Source organism: Micromonospora sp. NPDC048898 (assembly GCF_043198035.1).
In the GTDB taxonomy this organism is placed as follows: Bacteria; Actinomycetota; Actinomycetes; order Mycobacteriales; family Micromonosporaceae; genus Micromonospora.
Genome location: NZ_JBICUF010000006.1, coordinates 281,951 through 296,246, shown reverse-complemented (window position 1 = coordinate 296,246; position 14,296 = coordinate 281,951). Strand labels below are relative to the sequence as shown.

The following is a 14,296-nucleotide window of genomic DNA, read 5'->3' as shown; positions in this document are numbered from 1 at the left end:
AAATCCGGGAAAATCGGGGGATTCTGTGATCGATGTGATCATTGCCGGCGCTGGACCGACCGGCCTGTGGTTGGCCAGCGAGCTGCGGCTGCACGGGCTGCGTCCCCTCGTGGTGGAGAAGGAGGCCGAGCCGACCAGGTATGTCCGCGCGCTCGGCCTGCACGCGCGCAGCATCGAGGTGCTGGACCAGCGCGGCCTGCTGGAGCGGTTCCTCGCGCTCGGCACGCAGTACCCCGTCGGTGGCTTCTTCGCCGCCATCCCCAAGCCGTCGCCGGGCGGGCTGGACACCGCACACGCGTACGTCCTCGGCATTCCGCAGACCAGCACCGACCGCCTGTTGGCCGAGCACGCCAGCGACGTCGGCGTCGAGATCCGGCGCGGCAGCGAGCTGGTCGGGCTGAGCCAGGACGACCACGGGGTGACCGTGGAGCTGGCCGATGGCACGCGGTTGGGCGGGCGTTACCTCGTCGGCTGCGACGGTGGCCGCAGCACCGTACGCAAGCTGCTCGGCGTCGGCTTCCCGGGTGAGCCGTCGACGGTCGAGACGCTGCTGGGCGAGATGGAGGTGGGGGTGCCGCCGGAGACGGTGGCGGAGATCGTGGCCGAGGTCCGCAAGACCCACCTCCGGTTCGGTCTCGGGCCGCTCGGCGACGGGGTCTACCGCGTCCTCGTCCCCGCCGAGGGGGTGGCCGAGGACCGCGCGGTCCCGCCGAGCATCGAGGACTTCAAAGACCAACTGCGGGCGTACGCGGGCACCGACTTCGGCGTCCACTCACCGCGCTGGCTGTCCCGCTTCGGCGACGCCACCCGGCTGGTCGAGCGTTACCGGGTCGGGCGGGTGTTGCTGGCCGGGGACGCGGCGCACATCCACCCGCCGACCGGCGGGCAGGGTCTCAACCTCGGTATCCAGGACGCCTTCAACCTTGGCTGGAAGTTGGCCGCCGACATCTCGGGCTGGGCGCCGGAGGGGCTGCTGGACACCTACCACACCGAACGGCACCCGGTGGCCGCCGACGTGTTGACCAACACCCGCGCGCAGATGGAGCTGCTGTCGCCCCAGCCCGGCCCTCGGGCGGTGCGCCAGTTGTTGTCGGAGCTGTTGGATTTCGAGGACGTCAACCGGTACCTGATCGAGAAGATCACCGCGATCGGGGTCCGCTACGACATCGGCGAGGGCCACGACCTGCTCGGCCGACACCTGCGCGATGTGCGGCTGCGGCGGGGGCGTCTCTACGAGCTGATGCACGCCGGTCGCGGACTGCTGCTCGACCAGAGCGGTCGGCTCTCGGTCGCCGGGTGGGCGGATCGGGTCGACCACGTCGTCGACACCAGCGAGGAACTGGACGTGCCCGCGGTGCTGCTCCGGCCGGACGGCCACGTGGCGTGGGTCGGCGACGACCAGACCGACCTGCTCGGTCAGCTGCCCAGGTGGTTCGGCGCGCCCGCCACCTGAACGGTCAGCGCTCCACCAGGCGGGCGCTGTCGACCAACTGTCGGGGCGACCGGGCGCCGCCGAGGCTCTTCGCCTGGTACATGGCGGCGTCCGCGCGGCTGAGCGCGTCGGTGAGCTGGGCCGGACCGGTCACCGGGGCGAGCCCGACGGACGCGGTGACCCGGACGCTGCAACCGCTGAGCCGAATGGGCGCGGCGACGGTTTCACTGAGACGGCGGGTGGCGTGGTCGATCCAGCGCCGGTCGACGGTGGGGGTGGAGAGCAGCCCGGCGAACTCGTCGCCGCCGAGGCGGGCGACGAGGTTGTCCCCGGCGAAGCCGGCGAGCCGCTCGGCCACGCTGATCAACACCTGGTCGCCGGCGGCGTGCCCGTACTGGTCGTTGATCTGTTTGAAGTCGTTGAGGTCGAGCACGACGGCGATCAGCGGTTGGCCGGCCGCGTCGGTGAGCAGGGCGGCCGCCAGGCGGTAGAAGGCGCGACGGTTGGGCAGCCCGGTGAGCGGGTCGTGGCTCGCGGCGTGCCGCTCGGCGGCCAGCTCGGCCTGGAGGTGCCCGATCTCGACCTCGGCGCGCAGCGCCCGCCGACGCAGTTGCCAGGAGGAGAGAAGCGCACCGGCGGCACAGATGCCGGAGGCGACACTCATCGGATCCGGCACGAACCCTCCCATCGCCTCGACCGCCTCCAGCCTCCGGCCGACGCGGCGTGCCGCGTCGGGGCCATGTTTTGCCTGATGGTTGCCCCTGCGGGGGTAACACAAAGTGAACGGATGGCCACCGATCACGTGCGTTATCATGCTCGCCGTCCGATGCAGATGCAATAGCAGATGCACGTGCATGAACGTCCAATGTCGTTGAAACACCCCTCGCCGTCACCGCTCCTCCCACGGCCACCGGCGGGCTCGTGAGCAGAAAGACGCCTCCATGCAGCAGCCACCCAATGGCGTACCGATCCATCAGTTGCCCCCGCTGAGCTGGCAGAAGAGCCGCCGGAGCAACCCCAGCGGCAACTGTGTCGAACTCGCCGAACTGCCCGGGGGAACGGGCATCGCGGTCCGCAACTCGCGGCATCCGGAGGGGCCGGCACTGATCTACACGGTGGACGAGATCGCCGCCTTCGTGCTCGGTGCGCGCGACGGCGACTTCGACCATCTGATCAACTGACCGTTCGTCGTCCGCGGCGTCCCGGCGACGAGACCGAATCGCCGGTGCGGAGGAGTTCACCTCACTGTCGGTCCATGGCATGCTTACACGTCGGCCGGGCCGGGGCGCCCGGTCACCGTGGGTCGGTGTCCGGAGGTCCGCACGTGACGATGGTTCCTGCCGAGGGTGGTCCGACGACCGGGCCGACCGTCCTTCGGATGCTGCTCGGCGCCCAGTTGCGCCGCCTGCGGGAGTCCAGCGGGGTGACCCGGGAGGGCGCCGGCTGGGAGATCCGTTCCTCCGAATCCAAGATCAGCCGGATGGAGCTGGGTCGGGTCGGCTTCAAGGAGCGCGACGTGTCCGACCTGCTGACCCTCTACGGCGTCACAGAGGAACACGAGCGTGACGCTCTGCTCAAGCTCGCGCGTGACGCCAACAGTCCCGGCTGGTGGCACCGCTACGGTGACGTGTTGCCGACCTGGTTCCAGTCGTACCTCGGCCTGGAGGCCGCGGCGGCGCTGATCCGCAGCTACGAGGTGCAGTTCGTGCCCGGCCTCCTGCAGACCCGGGAGTACGCCAGGGCGGTCGTGCTGCTCGGGCACGGCGGGGCCGGTCCGGGTGAGATCGACCGACGCGTCGCCCTGCGGATGCAGCGCCAGCAGTTGCTTCGCCGGGACAGCCCGCCGCAGCTCTGGGCGGTGGTGGACGAGGCGGCCCTGCGTCGGCCGATCGGCGGTCCCACGGTCATGCGCGGCCAGCTCACCGCACTCATCGAGGCGACCAAGTCGCCCCACATCCGGCTCCAGGTCATCCCGTTCGCGGCCGGAGGCCACGCCGCCGCGGGGGGCGCCTTCACCATCCTGCGTTTCGGTGACCAGGAGTTGCCCGACATCGTCTACATCGAACAACTCACCAGCGCCATCTACCTCGACAAGCGCGACGACCTGGATTACTACGCGGTGGCCATGGAACGACTCTGTGTCGAGGCCGAGCCACCGGAGCGTACGGCGGAGATTCTCGGCCGACTGCTGGACGACCTCTATCCCGCCTGATCACCGACCGGGGCCGCGGCCCCGCCTGCCGTGGCGCTAGCATGGTCCACGATCGACGACAGTGCACAGACGTCATTGCGGGAGCTGCCTTGACCACCGACGCCACGGGCACGACGGCCGGTTCGCCCAGCGACCGGATCGACACCTCGGTGGCGCACCCGGCCCGCCGCTACAACTACTGGCTGGGCGGCAAGGACAACTTCCAGGCCGATCGGGAGTCCGGCGACGCGGTGGCGGAGGCTTTCCCGACCATCCGCACCGCCGCCCAGGAAAACCGCCGGTTCCTGCGGCGGGCGGTGGACTACCTGGCCCGCGAGGCCGGCGTCCGGCAGTTCCTCGACATCGGCACCGGCATCCCGACCGCCGACAACACCCACGAGGTCGCCCAGGCCATCGCGCCGGAGACCCGGGTGGTCTATGTGGACAACGACCCGATCGTGCTGGCCCACGCCCGCGCGCTGCTGACCAGCTCGACGGCGGGTGCCACCGCCTACATCGACGCCGACCTGCGCGACCCGCGGCGGATCATCGCCGACCCGGAGCTGAGACGCACCATCGACCTGTCGCAGCCGGTCGCCCTCATGCTCGTCGCGGTCCTGCACTTCGTGCCGGACGAGGACGATCCGTACGAGCTGGTGCGGCAGTTGCTCGACGCGCTGCCGGCGGGCAGCTTCCTGGTCGCGTCGCACGCCACCCACGACTACCTGCCACCGGAGATCGCCGAGGAGGCCCGGGTGGGGGCTCGCAACGGCGGCCCACACGGCATGATCAGCCTGCGCACCCGGGATGAGTTCACCCGCTTCTTCGCCGGCCTCGACCTGGTCGAGCCGGGCGTCACCTCGGTCGCCGAGTGGCGGGCGCAGAGCGAGCGAGGGCCGCGTCCCTCGGCCGCCGAGGTGAGCATGTACGCCGGGGTCGCCCGCCTGTCCTGACCCCGTCGACCGTCCCGGGCGCGGGCGGTCAGTTCTCCGGGGCGTCGTAGCGGGCCCGTCCGGCGTGCACCGCACCGATGTGCGTCTCGGCCCACGCCTTGATCGCCCGCTGCACCGGCGGCAGGCTCTCGCCCAACGGGGTGAGCTGGTAGTCGACCCGGGCCGGCGCGCCTGGTGCTGGAGCCCTGAGGCCGACGCCGCCGGCCGCCGTGCTGGCCGGCGGCGTTCTCCGGATCCACGTATTGACCGACGCCGACTGGTCGAGCTAGTCTCTGTATCGATACAGACTGAATCGATACAGAGAGGTGCCGGTGAAGCCAACACTGCAAGCCGTGGCCGACGCCGTCGGCGTCTCCCGCAGCACCGTGTCCAACGCCTACAGCCGCCCCGACCAGCTCTCGGCCACCCTGCGCGAGCGGATCCTGGATGCTGCCCGGCAACTCGGTTACCCCGGTCCCAACCCCACCGCACGCTCCCTGCGCCGGGGCTTCGTCGGGTCGATCGGGGTGCTGTTCACCTCGCACCTGTCGTACGCCTTCACCGACCCGTTCGCGGTCCGCTTCCTCGCCGGGGTCAGCGGGGCCGCCGAGCGGCACGGCACCAGCATGCTGTTGGTGCCGCTGCCGCCGGCCGTGACCGACGCCCGGCGGGCGGTGGAAAACGCCGCGGTCGACGGCTTCTGCGTCTACTGCGTGGCCGACGAGGAATGGGCGTTGGACGTGATCCGCGCCCGCGGGCTGCCGTTCGTCAGCACCGCCGCGCGCGACGATGCCGGCCCGGACGAGCGGTTCGTCGGCATCGACGAGCGGGCCGCCGCGCACAGTGTCGCCGCGCACGTCGCCGGGTTCGGCCACCGTCGAGTGGCGCTGCTCGCCGACGCCGTGCTGCCCGACGCGCCGGCCGGTCCGCTCACCCTGGCCGGGGTCGACCAGGTGCCGCACCCGACCACCCGAGGTCGGCTCACCGGCTTCGCCGACGCATTCGCCGAGGTCGGCGTCGGCTGGGCCGAGCTGACCCTGGTCAACGTCCTCGGCAACAGCCGCCCGGCAGCAGCAGCGGCCGTCGCCGGACTGTTCGACCAACCCGCACCGCCGACCGCCGTGTTGGCCGGCTCCGACGTCCTCGCGCTCGGTGTGCTGGACGCCCTGGCCGCGCGACCTGCCCATGATCGTCCAAGCGTCTCGGTGACCGGTTTCGACGACGTCCCCGAGGCCGCCGCGGCCGGCCTCACCACGGTTCGGCAGCCAGCCGAGGAGAAGGGCCGGATCGCCGCCGAACTCCTGCTCGACCCGCCCGCGGACGCCGCGGCCGGCCATGTGTTGTTGCCCACCGCACTCGTCGTCCGGGACTCCACCGGACCTGTCCCGAGGAGTTGACCATGGAACTTCCCAGCGGATACGTCACCGCGCTCGACGCCATGAACCGGCACGTCAACTCGGCCCGACCGGACGCCCCGGTCCAGGTCGAACGCGACCGTCCGGCCCTGCTCGCCCCGACCCGGCAGGCCGCCGCCGTCGCCCTGCGCCGGCTCGCCGACCGCATCCAGCCGCGGCCGTTGCCCGCCGCGCCGCCCTGCTCCTGACCCGATCGAAACTCATTGCGGCACGCACGGGACGAACAGTGTGGGTCCGGGCACGCAGGGTGGTCGAGGAGGGCGCGGCCAGGCAGACTGGTGAAGCCATGTCGCCCTTCACGCCCACCCTCCGTCTGCACGACCGCTACGTACTGCACGAGCGGATCGGCCTCGGCGGCATGTCCGAGGTGTGGCGGGCCGACGACGACGTGCTCGGCCGACCGGTCGCGATCAAGGTCCTCGCCGGGCAGCTCGCCGCCGACCCGCAACTGCGGGCCACCATCCGACGCGAGGCCCGCGCGGCCGCCCGGCTGACCCACCCCCACGTGACCCAGGTGTACGACTACGCCGAGGCGACCCTGGCCGGCGGCGTCGTGGTCCCGTACCTGGTGATGGAGCTCGTCGACGGCCATAACCTGGCCGACCGGCTGCGGACCGGGCCGCTGCCCTGGCCGGAGGCGGTCCGGGTGGCCGGGCAGATCGCCGCCGCGCTCGCCGCCGCGCACCGCATCGGCGTCGTACACCGCGACGTCAAACCGGGCAACGTCATGCTCACCGACACCGGCGCCAAGGTGCTCGACTTCGGCATCGCGGCGCTCGGCGGCCTCGACAGCCAGTCCGGCGAGCCGCTGATGGGCACACCCGCCTACTTCGCCCCGGAACGGCTGGCCGCCGGCCCGCCCGACCCGGCCAGTGACGTGTACGCCCTCGGCGCGCTGCTCTACCGCACCCTCACCGGGCAGGCGCCGCTGCCGGTGCAGAGCTGGGAGGACGCCCTGGAGGTGCACCGCCGCGGCACGCCGGTGCCGCCGCTGCGGGTGCCCGGCCTCCCCGCCGACATCGCCGCGTTGACCCTCGCCTGCCTGGCCGCCAACCCGGCCGACCGGCCCAGCGCCGCGCACCTGGCCCGCCGCTTCGGCGCCGGCCAGCCGGTCGAGCCGCCCACCGAGCTGCTGCGCGTCTCACCGGCGGCGCACCCGCCCACCGAGCTGCTGCGCGTCCCGCCGGCGGCGCACCCGCCCACCCTGATCGACCGCTCGGCGGCCCGCCCCGCCCCGGTCGCCGCCGAGCCGCCCCGCCGCCGGTCGCGCCGGCCTCTCGCCGTGCTTGTCGCGGCCGGCCTCGCCGTGCTCGTCGGTGTCGGCGCCCTGCTCGCCGAGGGCCCCTTCGGCACACCGAGCGCGCCCAGCTCGCCGCAGGTGGCCGCCCCGCCGTCGACCTCCGCCCCGAAACCCGCACCCACGACGCACTCGCCGACGCCGGCGGCGCCCTCCTCGCCCCGACCCAGCGCCAGCACCGCGCCCCCGACCGCCGGGCAGCAGCTGCCGGTGAGCCTCCGGGAGGTGACGAGCGAGTTCGACGCCGTCCTCGCCGGGGCGGTCGCCCGCGGCGACGTGGACCGCAAGACCGCCGAGGACCTGCGTGACGACCTCGCCGACCTGAACCGGCACACCAGGGACCGGTCCAGGCGAGTCGCCGACCTGCGCGCACGCATCGCCGAGTTGGTGGAACGCGACCGCCTACCAGCGCAGACGGGTGCCCAACTGGACGCTCTGCTGTCCCGGGCCAGCGGCTTCTCCGTCGACCGTACGGACGACTGATAACGCTGTCGATGCCGCTGGCATGATGTGCCGATGCGGACACGTCTGATCTTCGTGCGACATGGCGAGTCGCTCCACCAGCTCGAAGGAATCGTGGGCGGGCCACGGGGCTGCCGGGGCCTCACCGCCCTCGGCCACGAGCAGGCACACGACCTGGCCAACCGGCTCACCCGTGACGTTGCCGCCGACGGGCACGTGGCGGTCTACTCGTCCGTGCTGCGCCGAGCCGTCGAGACCGCACAACCGATCGGGGCGGCGTTCGGCGTCCGACCGGTGGCCGACTGCGGCCTGTGCACCTGGCACACACCCCCGTACGCCGACGGCCTGCCGACCGCCCGCTTCCGCACCGAACACGCGGTGGCCGGTGGCGGTGTGTTCCGGCCGTTCGAGGAGGGCAACGAGAGCTGGGCGGAGCTGGTGGTCCGGGTCAGCCGCGCGATCATGGAGATCGCCCATCGGCACCGGGGCGCCACCGTGGTGCTGGTCGGCCACAGCGAGACCGTCGAGGGCGCGTTCCACGCGCTCGCCGCGCAGCCGATCTTCCGGGCGTTCGACCTCGACGTGCCCCCGGCGTCGATCACCGAATGGACAAGCGACCACGACCCCGGCGGTTGGCCGCCGGCCCGTTGGACACTGCGTCGCTTCGGCGACGTCGGCGGGTGGGCCGGCGCGTGATCCGTGGATGTCGCCGGCACGGCGTGGTCAACCACCGCTTCGCGACGGTCGTAGTGTCGGCGGCATGACGACAACGCAGACGCACACCCTCGCCGTACCCGGCGTCGACCTGGTCTACGACGTCCGCGGCCCGCTGCCCCCGTCCGCCGGGCGCCCCGTCCTGCTCCTGATCGGTCAACCGATGGCGGCGGAGGGCTTCACCGCGCTCGCCCCGCACTTCACCGACCGCACCGTGGTCACCTACGACCCTCGCGGCCTCGGGCGGAGCGTCCGCACGGACGGTCGCACCGACCACACGCCCCAGCAGCAGGCGGCCGACCTGCACCACCTGATCGAGGCGCTCGGCGCCGGCCCGGTCGACCTGTTCGCCAGCAGCGGCGGTGCGGTGACGGCGCTCGAACTCGTCGCGGCCTACCCGGGCGACGTCGTCACGTTGGTGGCGCACGAGCCGCCGATCAACGCGGTGCTGCCCGACGCCTCGGCCGCCGAGCGCGCCCGGGCCGACTTCTACCAGGCGTACCAGACGAAGGGCGCCGGTGCCGGCATGGCCGCGTTCATCGCGATGACCTCGTGGCAGGGTGAGTTCACCGACGCCTACTTCGCCCGGCCCGCGGCCGACCCGGTGACGTTCGGTCTGTCCACCGAGGACGACGGCAGCCGCGACGATCCGCTGCTGTCGGACCTCTCCTGGGCGATCAGCGACTACCGCCCCGACGCGAGCCGGCTCGCCGCGGCGCCGACGCGGATCGTGGTGGCCGTCGGCGAGGAGTCGACGGGCACGTACACCGCGCGTACGGCTCTCGGCCTGGCGGCCCTGCTCGGCCAGGAGGCCGTGGTGTTCCCGAGTCACCACGGCGGTTTCCTCGGTGGCGAGTTCGGCTATGCGGGCAAGCCCGAGGAGTTCGCGGCGCGGCTGCGGGAGGTGTTGGACGCCGCCTGAGTCCCGCGTCACTCCGCCAGGAGCTGCTCCCGCAGGATCTCGGCGTGCCCGCAGTGCTGGGCCAGCTCGCGCAGCACGTGCAGGTACACCCAGCGCAGCGGCAGCGGGCCGCGCCGGTTGCCGCGGAGCACGTCGTCCAGGCCCAGCGAGGACGTCGCGCGGCGGGATGCCTCGCAGGCCTCGCGGTGTGCGCGCTGGACGCTGGCGATCGTGTCGTCGTCGTCGAGGATGAACGACTCGTCCGGCGTGGCGGGGATGCCGATCTCGGCGCGGGACCGGCAGGTGATGGCCTCGTCGAACCAGACCTTCTCCACGACGGTGGCGTGCTTCACCAGACCCAGCAGCGTGGTCCGGGACGGCACCAACGAGCGGCGCGCCTGCTCCTCGGTCAGCCCGTCCAGACAGCCGTTGAGTGCTCTGCGGTGCTCGTCGATGAACGTCTCGATCTGCGTCTGCGCCGGCTGGTCGATCACATCGTCGGCGAAGGTGCCCGGAAAAGTAGTCACAGGCGCAGCATTCCAACCCTCACGGTCGCGGCGCAAACACCAGCCACTCAGCCGAAGGAGAGGAGAGCACCACGCTCGTCGAAGCGGGCCGAGCCGGCCCAGGCGATCTCCCAGCGGTTGCCCTCCGGGTCGGCGATGTAACCGGAGCGCCCACCCCAGGGCCGGTCGGTCGGCTCCGCCACCACGGTCGCGCCCGCCGCGACCGCCGCGGCGAAAGCCCCGTCGACCTCCTCGCGACTGTCGACATTGCAGGCCAGGGTGACACCGGACCAACCTCCGGCCGGGGCGGGCACACCCGGCGCGGCCTCGGCGGCCAGCTCCGGCAGCCCGAAGAGTGCGAACAGCACACCACCGAGCAGGAAGGCCGACCAGTCGTCGTCGCTGGACGGCAGCTCGGGCCACCCCAACGACCGGTAGAAGGACCGCAGCACGCCGATGTCACGTGCTCCCAGCGACCTCATCGGACCCATCTCGCGGAATCCGCCCGCCGCGTCCACCAGGATCACCGGCGGGCCGGTGCCGATGCGCTCGTACGCGATGGTGGTGCCGTCCGCCGAGCGGACCGTGCCGGTCGTCGCGGCCTCGTCCACGGGCCCTCCTCGTGTCGATGACGTGGCCCCACGGTAGGCGGTGGGCCCGACATCAACGGCCCGTTCAACCGAGGCTGGCGCTGACCGACTCTCCCGGCTCGGTGCCCGCGCGCGCGACGACCTTTCCCTCCGGCGTCCACACCCCGGACCGTCCGGCCGCCTCGGTGTAGCCACCGCCGGTCGAGCCGGCGCAACTCGCCACCGCCACCCAGACCCGCTGGGCGGTCGCGATCCGGTGCGCCCGCTGGTCGATCACGGCGGCGTCGCGTGCGGACTCCACGACACCCGCCGCGTACACGTCGATGCCGAGCGTCGCGGTCCGCTCCGCGTGCGCGGCGACGCCGGTGTCCTTGCAGACCGCCAGCCCCACCCGCCAGCCGTCCACGGTGAGCACGGCGGGCGTGTGACCCGGCCGGAACCGGTGGGCTTCCGCGTCACCCAGCCACATCTTGCGGTACGCCACAGTCACTCCGTCGCCGGTCACGGCCAGCATCGCGATGTGGTCGCCCGCGACCGGTGCGCCGGCCAGGGCCAACGTGCCGGTCTCGGCGCACGCCTCGACCAACGGCGCCAACCGCGGGTCGTCGACCGACACGACCGGCGCGTCCAACTCGTACCCGGTCAGGGACAGCTCCGGAAAGACCACCACCCGGGCGCCCGCCGCCCGGACCGCGGCGGCGTGTGCCCGCGCGTTCGCCGCGACATCCCGGGGTACGCACAGTGGCTGCGCCACCGCGAGCCGCAGTGGGGTGTGGTCTTCCGCACCCCCGCCGGTGTGGTCGACCAGCGGGACCGGGCGGTCAACCGCATGGTCGGCTCTCAGGATCACTTCGTACGGTGGGTGCATGATTCGAACGTCCCACGCCGTGCTCGCCACCGGAACCCCCACCGCCGCAGCGGAACCACCGCAGGGTGGGATCGTCGGCTACGTCAGTGACCTGGTGGAACGACTCGGTGGGCCGGGGGCGGGTCTGGCCGTGGCGTTGGAGAACCTGTTCCCGCCGATCCCCAGTGAGGTGATCCTGCCGCTGGCCGGGTTCGTCGCGGCGCAGGGCCGGATGAGTCTGCTCGGCGCGATCTTCTGGACGACGCTGGGCTCGGCGGTGGGCGCGCTGGCGCTCTACCTGGTCGGCGCGTCGCTGGGGCGCGACCGGATGCGCGCCATCGTGGCCCGGCTGCCGCTGGTGAAGCTCAGCGACGTGGACCGGACCGAGGCGTGGTTCCTCCGGCACGGCGTGAAGGCCGTCTTCTTCGGCCGGATGATTCCGATCTTCCGAAGCCTGATCTCCATTCCGGCCGGGGTGGAGCGCATGCCGATGGGCACGTTCCTGCTCTACACCACACTGGGCAGCCTGATCTGGAACACCACCTTCGTGCTCGCCGGCTACTTCCTCGGCGACAACTGGCACCTCGTCGAGGGGTACGCGGGCACGCTGCAGAAAATGGTGATCGTGGTCTGCGCGGCGGCGGTCGCCTGGTTCGTCGGGTCCCGCGTGCTGCGAGCCCGCCGTGCCGCCCGCGACCCCGAGCGGGCCGATCCCGATGCCGCCGGTTACGGCGAGCCGACGCTCGGGGTGCCCGATCCGGGTGGGCGCGGCACCCTCTACCGCAGCGGTACGTGGACCTCCGACGAGCGCTAGCCGGGCCCCGGTCACCGCGGGAGTGCGGGCGACGGACTCGGCACGGGAGGTGACGGTGGAGCGTCACGTCGGACCTCGCCTTCGGCTGCCGGTTCTCGTCGCCGCCGGCAGCGCGACAGGGGCCGTCGCGCTTGTCTTCCTGGTCGTCGCGGCCGTCGCGCTCGCCGTGTCCGCGCCGGTGCCTCCGGCCGCTCGCGTGGCCGCCAGGCTCACCCAGCGGTACGCCGACCGGCTCGTCCGCCTGGAACGCGGCCGGCTCGATCGACTGCTGCCCGGCAGCGAACTGCCCGCGGTCGACGCGCTGGCGACCCGGCGGCAGGTCGGCTACCTGGCCGCCCGACTCCTGCCCGCTGCGCTCGGCCTCCTGGCGTACGCGATGCTGGGCGTCGGCCTGGTGCTGGCCGGGATCGTGCTGCGCGCGGCGGTACGCGGCGAGCTGTCCCTGCTCGACACCCTGGCGCAGGTCGCCGTCGGAGTAGTGCTGCTGCTGCTCAACGTCCAAGCGCTCGCCAGCATCGCCGCGCTGGACGTACGGATGGCACGACGGCTGCTCGGCGCGGGAAGTCGGGCCGAGCTGGCGCGGCGGGTCGACGAGCTGACCAGCAGCCGGGCCGGAGTCATCGCCGCGGTCGACGCCGAACGGCAGCGCATCGAACGCGACCTGCACGACGGCCTCCAGCAGCGGCTGGTCGCCCTCGGCATGCTGCTCGGCCGGGCTCGGCGTGCCCGCGACGCCGACCGGACCGCCGCACTGCTCGTCCAGGCGCACGAGGACGTGCAGCGGGCCATCACGGAACTCCGCGAGGTGGCGTGGCGGGTCTACCCGTCGGCGCTGGACGGCAGCGACCTCGGCGAGGTGCTCGCCATGGTCGCCCGTCGCTCCGAGGTGCCGGTGCGGATCCGCTGCGATCTGCCGGTCCGCCCCGATCGGCAGATCGAGACGGTGCTGTACTTCGTGGCCTGCGAAGCGCTCACCAACGCCGCGAAGCACGCCGCCGCTACGCTGGTCGCGGTCGAGATCGGGGTACGGGAGGGGTGGGTCCGGATGCGCGTACACGATGATGGCGTCGGCGGCGCGGACCCCGGCGGGCGCGGCTTGTCCGGCCTGGCCCGACGGGTCGCCGCACTGGACGGCCGGCTGCGGGTGACCAGCCCGGCCGGCGGTCCGACCACCGTGCTGGTGGAGCTGCCGTGCGGCTAGTCCTCGCCGAGGACTCGACGCTGCTCCGGGAGGGCCTGACGCGCCTGCTCGCCGAGGAGGAGCACGAGGTGGTCGCGGCGGTCGGCACCGCCGACGAACTGGTCGAGGCAGTCGGACGGACCCGTCCGGAGGTGGTCGTCACCGACGTCCGGATGCCGCCCACCCACACCGACGACGGGCTGCGTGCCGCCCTGGAGATCCGTCGACGCTGGCCCGACACCGGCGTCCTGGTGCTCTCCCAGTACGTCGAGCGGCGCTTCGCTGGCCGGTTGCTCGCGGACCGTCCGGAGGGAGTCGGCTACCTGCTGAAGGACCGGGTCGCCCAGGTGGACGACTTCCTCGACGCACTCGACCGGGTCGCCGCCGGGGGCACGGCGCTCGACCCGGAGGTGGTTCGTCAGGTCGTGGCCGGCTCGGAACGGCCCGACCCGTTCGGGCGGCTCACACCACGCGAACGGGACGTCCTGCACGAGATGGCACAGGGCCACACGAACAGCGCGATCGCCCAACGCCTGCACGTGTCGCAGAGCGCGGTGGAGAAGCACGTCAACGCCATCTTCGACAAGCTCGGTCTCGCGGAGGTGACCGGCTACAGCCGGAGGATCCTCGCCATCCTGCGCTATCTGGACACCTGACCCACGTACGCCGGGCGTGCGGGTGGGCCTGGGGTGCGGGGGCCTGGGGGTGGGCCTTGATCGACTCGGTTTTCTTGAAATCGGGGTGTCCGGGGGTCCGGGATGACCCGACTTTCATGAACGCGAGTGGATCATGCCCGGCTGGGTTCGGTTCGGCGGTGTCGGTGCGAGGGTTATGGGCGTTTTGTCCGCTCCTGCGGCTCTGTGGGTTGTGACCGGTCGCATCCGTGGGCCGGAATCGTGGCCGGGTCGGGGTCGTTACACACCCTGACGATCGCAGCACCGCCGGCTCGATGCCCGACCCGCAGGGGTGTGGGATGCAGGCCCGGCAGGTTGGAATGCCGACCCGGGCCCGGTCG

The 14,296-nt window shown here is 72.5% G+C and carries 17 protein-coding genes; 12 read left to right on the top strand and 5 right to left on the bottom strand.

The features are described from left to right. Window positions 1–25: 25 nt before the first annotated feature. Window positions 26–1,453 carry a rifampin monooxygenase gene (rox, locus tag ACGFIQ_RS19180; RefSeq protein WP_393245251.1) on the top strand — a complete coding sequence of 476 codons (1,428 nt, stop codon included), beginning with the start codon at window positions 26–28 and terminating at the stop codon, window positions 1,451–1,453. 4 nt (window positions 1,454–1,457) lie between these two features. Here rox and ACGFIQ_RS19175 read toward each other — a convergent pair whose 3' ends face one another. Continuing rightward, window positions 1,458–2,108 carry a GGDEF domain-containing protein gene (locus tag ACGFIQ_RS19175; RefSeq protein ID WP_393245249.1) on the bottom strand — a complete coding sequence of 217 codons (651 nt, stop codon included), beginning with the start codon at window positions 2,106–2,108 and terminating at the stop codon, window positions 1,458–1,460. A 265-nt stretch (window positions 2,109–2,373) separates the two neighbouring features. Here ACGFIQ_RS19175 and ACGFIQ_RS19170 point away from each other — a divergent pair, with 265 nt between their 5' ends. The 3 genes from ACGFIQ_RS19170 (at window position 2,374) to ACGFIQ_RS19160 (ending at window position 4,576) form a co-directional block, all read left to right on the top strand. Next, window positions 2,374–2,613 (top strand): DUF397 domain-containing protein, encoded by a 240-nt coding sequence (locus ACGFIQ_RS19170; protein WP_204945210.1) that lies wholly within the window; start codon window positions 2,374–2,376, stop codon window positions 2,611–2,613. Between the two features lie 149 nt (window positions 2,614–2,762). After that, entirely contained in the window at window positions 2,763–3,644 is an 882-nt protein-coding gene (locus ACGFIQ_RS19165) for a helix-turn-helix domain-containing protein (protein ID WP_393245464.1), read from the top strand. Between the two features lie 89 nt (window positions 3,645–3,733). Further along, the gene (locus ACGFIQ_RS19160) at window positions 3,734–4,576 is read left to right on the top strand and encodes an SAM-dependent methyltransferase (RefSeq protein WP_393245247.1); all 843 of its coding nucleotides are present in this window, start codon (window positions 3,734–3,736) and stop codon (window positions 4,574–4,576) included. A 28-nt stretch (window positions 4,577–4,604) separates the two neighbouring features. On the opposite strand, the gene ACGFIQ_RS19155 is transcribed toward ACGFIQ_RS19160, so the two are convergent. After that, a complete protein-coding gene (locus ACGFIQ_RS19155; protein WP_393245462.1) occupies window positions 4,605–4,811 on the bottom strand; it encodes a winged helix-turn-helix transcriptional regulator in 207 nt (68 codons plus the stop codon). Window positions 4,812–4,887: 76 nt separating this feature from the next. Here ACGFIQ_RS19155 and ACGFIQ_RS19150 point away from each other — a divergent pair, with 76 nt between their 5' ends. The 5 genes from ACGFIQ_RS19150 to ACGFIQ_RS19130 all read left to right on the top strand — a co-directional run bounded on the left by ACGFIQ_RS19150 (window position 4,888) and on the right by ACGFIQ_RS19130 (window position 9,365). Next, complete coding sequence (locus ACGFIQ_RS19150; protein ID WP_393245245.1) at window positions 4,888–5,952, top strand: LacI family DNA-binding transcriptional regulator; 1,065 nt, start codon at window positions 4,888–4,890, stop codon at window positions 5,950–5,952. Between the two features lie 2 nt (window positions 5,953–5,954). Next, window positions 5,955–6,158 (top strand): hypothetical protein, encoded by a 204-nt coding sequence (locus ACGFIQ_RS19145; protein WP_393245243.1) that lies wholly within the window; start codon window positions 5,955–5,957, stop codon window positions 6,156–6,158. 98 nt (window positions 6,159–6,256) lie between these two features. Beyond that, window positions 6,257–7,750, top strand: a complete 1,494-nt coding sequence (locus ACGFIQ_RS19140) for a protein kinase (protein WP_393245241.1) — start codon at window positions 6,257–6,259, stop codon at window positions 7,748–7,750. A 33-nt stretch (window positions 7,751–7,783) separates the two neighbouring features. Further along, window positions 7,784–8,425 (top strand): histidine phosphatase family protein, encoded by a 642-nt coding sequence (locus ACGFIQ_RS19135; RefSeq protein WP_393245239.1) that lies wholly within the window; start codon window positions 7,784–7,786, stop codon window positions 8,423–8,425. Between the two features lie 64 nt (window positions 8,426–8,489). Beyond that, window positions 8,490–9,365: an alpha/beta fold hydrolase gene (locus ACGFIQ_RS19130; protein WP_393245237.1), complete on the top strand. Its 876-nt coding sequence runs from the start codon at window positions 8,490–8,492 to the stop codon at window positions 9,363–9,365. A gap of 8 nt (window positions 9,366–9,373) precedes the next feature. Here the strand turns inward: ACGFIQ_RS19130 and ACGFIQ_RS19125 are convergent, their stop codons facing one another. From ACGFIQ_RS19125 to ACGFIQ_RS19115, 3 genes are all read right to left on the bottom strand, one after another. Beyond that, on the bottom strand, window positions 9,374–9,871 hold the full coding sequence (locus ACGFIQ_RS19125; RefSeq protein ID WP_393245235.1) for a DinB family protein: 498 nt from the start codon (window positions 9,869–9,871) through the stop codon (window positions 9,374–9,376). 47 nt (window positions 9,872–9,918) lie between these two features. Continuing rightward, a complete protein-coding gene (locus tag ACGFIQ_RS19120) occupies window positions 9,919–10,461 on the bottom strand; it encodes a VOC family protein (protein WP_393245233.1) in 543 nt (180 codons plus the stop codon). A gap of 64 nt (window positions 10,462–10,525) precedes the next feature. Then, complete coding sequence (locus tag ACGFIQ_RS19115; RefSeq protein ID WP_393245231.1) at window positions 10,526–11,308, bottom strand: carbon-nitrogen hydrolase family protein; 783 nt, start codon at window positions 11,306–11,308, stop codon at window positions 10,526–10,528. On the opposite strand from ACGFIQ_RS19115, the gene ACGFIQ_RS19110 reads away from it, so the two are divergent. The 3 genes from ACGFIQ_RS19110 to ACGFIQ_RS19100 are packed head-to-tail and all read left to right on the top strand — an operon-like array spanning window position 11,307 to window position 13,937. Continuing rightward, window positions 11,307–12,101, top strand: a complete 795-nt coding sequence (locus tag ACGFIQ_RS19110) for a DedA family protein (protein ID WP_393245229.1) — start codon at window positions 11,307–11,309, stop codon at window positions 12,099–12,101. The genes ACGFIQ_RS19115 and ACGFIQ_RS19110 overlap by 2 nt on opposite strands. Window positions 12,102–12,156: 55 nt before the next feature. Beyond that, the gene (locus ACGFIQ_RS19105; protein WP_393245227.1) at window positions 12,157–13,302 is read left to right on the top strand and encodes a sensor histidine kinase; all 1,146 of its coding nucleotides are present in this window, start codon (window positions 12,157–12,159) and stop codon (window positions 13,300–13,302) included. Continuing rightward, window positions 13,293–13,937 (top strand): response regulator, encoded by a 645-nt coding sequence (locus ACGFIQ_RS19100; RefSeq protein ID WP_393245225.1) that lies wholly within the window; start codon window positions 13,293–13,295, stop codon window positions 13,935–13,937. Before ACGFIQ_RS19105 ends, ACGFIQ_RS19100 begins: the two co-directional genes overlap by 10 nt. Window positions 13,938–14,296 lie beyond the last annotated feature (359 nt).

Bases quoted from the DNA above. Each gene is read 5' to 3' on its own strand.
- ACGFIQ_RS19170 (WP_204945210.1), top strand. From the start codon at position 2,374: ATGCAGCAGCCACCCAATGGCGTACCGATCCATCAGTTGCCCCCGCTG.
- ACGFIQ_RS19165 (WP_393245464.1), top strand. From the start codon at position 2,763: ATGGTTCCTGCCGAGGGTGGTCCGACGACCGGGCCGACCGTCCTTCGG.
- ACGFIQ_RS19145 (WP_393245243.1), top strand. From the start codon at position 5,955: ATGGAACTTCCCAGCGGATACGTCACCGCGCTCGACGCCATGAACCGG.
- ACGFIQ_RS19140 (WP_393245241.1), top strand. From the start codon at position 6,257: ATGTCGCCCTTCACGCCCACCCTCCGTCTGCACGACCGCTACGTACTG.
- ACGFIQ_RS19135 (WP_393245239.1), top strand. From the start codon at position 7,784: ATGCGGACACGTCTGATCTTCGTGCGACATGGCGAGTCGCTCCACCAG.
- ACGFIQ_RS19130 (WP_393245237.1), top strand. From the start codon at position 8,490: ATGACGACAACGCAGACGCACACCCTCGCCGTACCCGGCGTCGACCTG.
- ACGFIQ_RS19110 (WP_393245229.1), top strand. From the start codon at position 11,307: ATGATTCGAACGTCCCACGCCGTGCTCGCCACCGGAACCCCCACCGCC.
- ACGFIQ_RS19115 (WP_393245231.1), bottom strand. From the start codon at position 11,308: ATGCACCCACCGTACGAAGTGATCCTGAGAGCCGACCATGCGGTTGAC.